This window comes from Cobetia sp. (genome assembly GCF_983723665.1).
In genome coordinates this window covers 1-1,373 of sequence record NZ_CFDJES010000238.1, presented here as the reverse complement: position 1 = coordinate 1,373, position 1,373 = coordinate 1, and the positions used below count along the sequence as shown (strand labels likewise).

At 62.9% G+C, this 1,373-nt stretch carries 1 protein-coding gene and 1 tRNA gene; both read left to right on the top strand.

Going from position 1 to position 1,373, the window contains the following annotated elements:
- Nucleotides 1–100: 100 nt before the first annotated feature.
- Nucleotides 101–1,141, top strand: coding sequence for an adenosine deaminase (locus tag AC4FAH_RS14325; RefSeq protein WP_490246285.1), 1,041 nt, complete (start codon nt 101–103; stop codon nt 1,139–1,141).
- Nucleotides 1,142–1,299: 158 nt separating this feature from the next.
- A tRNA-Gly gene (locus AC4FAH_RS14320) sits at nt 1,300–1,373 on the top strand.

Sequence of the window (1,373 nt, the reverse complement as noted above, 5' to 3'; positions counted from 1 at the left end):
ACTCCTCAAGGTGGTCTCGGGATTGCTAGAATTGCGCCATCAGGCTGTGGTGAGCGCTCCGCGATCTTCCAGCCGCCGCCTTTCATTGAGGAGACGGGCCATGACCCTTACCCCGCGCATGCACGACTTTCTCGCCCGCCTGCCCAAGGTGGAGCTGCACCTGCACATCGAAGGCTCGCTGACGCCGGCCTTGATGTTCGAGCTGGCGGCGGAGCAGGGCATCACATTGCCCTACGCCACCCTGGAAGAGGTCGAGGCGGCCTATGACTTCGCGGATCTGCCTGCCTTCCTCGCGCTCTATTACCAGGGCATGGGCGTCTTGAATGACGAGTCACACTTCTACCGCCTGGCGCAGGACTACTTCCGCCGTGCGAGCGCCGATGGCGTCAAGCATCTGGAGCTGTTCTTCGATCCGCAGGCGCATCTGGCGCGTGGCGTGAGTCTGGAAACCCAGTTCGCGGGGTTGGAGCGCGCCTGTCGTGAGGCGGTGAAGGAATTCGATATCACCTCGGCGCTGGTGCCGAGCTTCCTGCGTTGTCATTCCGCGGCGTCTGCGCGCGAGCTGTTCGACGCGCTGATTCCCTTCGAGTCACGCTTCGTGGGTGTCGGCCTGGACAGCGCCGAGATCGGCAATCCGCCGGAGAAGTTCACCGAGGTCTTCACGCTTGCGGGGGAGCGCGGCTGGCATCATGTCGCGCACGCAGGCGAGGAAGGCCCGGCAGAGTACATCCGCACGGCGCTTGAGGTGCTGGGGGTGGAGCGTATCGACCACGGTGTGCGCTGTCTGGAAGATGCTGCCCTGGTGGCGGAGCTGGCCGAGCGGCGTATCCCGCTGACGGTGTGTCCGCTGTCCAATGTCGCGCTCAAGGTGGTGGAGCGCATGGAAGACCACCCGCTGCCGAAGCTGATCGAGGCGGGCCTCAATATCACCCTCAATTCGGATGATCCGGCCTATTTCGGCGGCGGCATGCTCGACAACTTCATCGCCGTGCAGCAAGCGCTGAATCTCAGCGAGGCGCAGTGGCTCACCCTGAGTCGCAACGCCATCGACGCCGCCTTCCCGCAGCGTGCCGAAGGTCTCGGCATGAGTGACGCCCGCCGTGGCGTGCTGCTGGCGCAACTCGATAGCTGCGCTGCCTGAGAATTATCACTGGAGCTTGAATAGTGAATGCAATCAACGGCTTGGCCACCAACGTCGCCAGTACGACGCCGCCTGCGGCAACCGCTCCATCAGATGTTGCTTGACCGCGCTAAGTCGTTGAGTACAATGCAGTTCTGGCGTGCGCAATGCACCGCCCTGCGGGTGTAGCTCAATGGTAGAGCAGAAGCTTCCCAAGCTTAAGACGAGGGTTCGATTCCCTTCACCCGCTCCA

Coding starts and splice junctions, on each gene's coding strand:
- AC4FAH_RS14325 (WP_490246285.1), top strand. CDS start 101: ATGACCCTTACCCCGCGCATGCACGACTTTCTCGCCCGCCTGCCCAAG.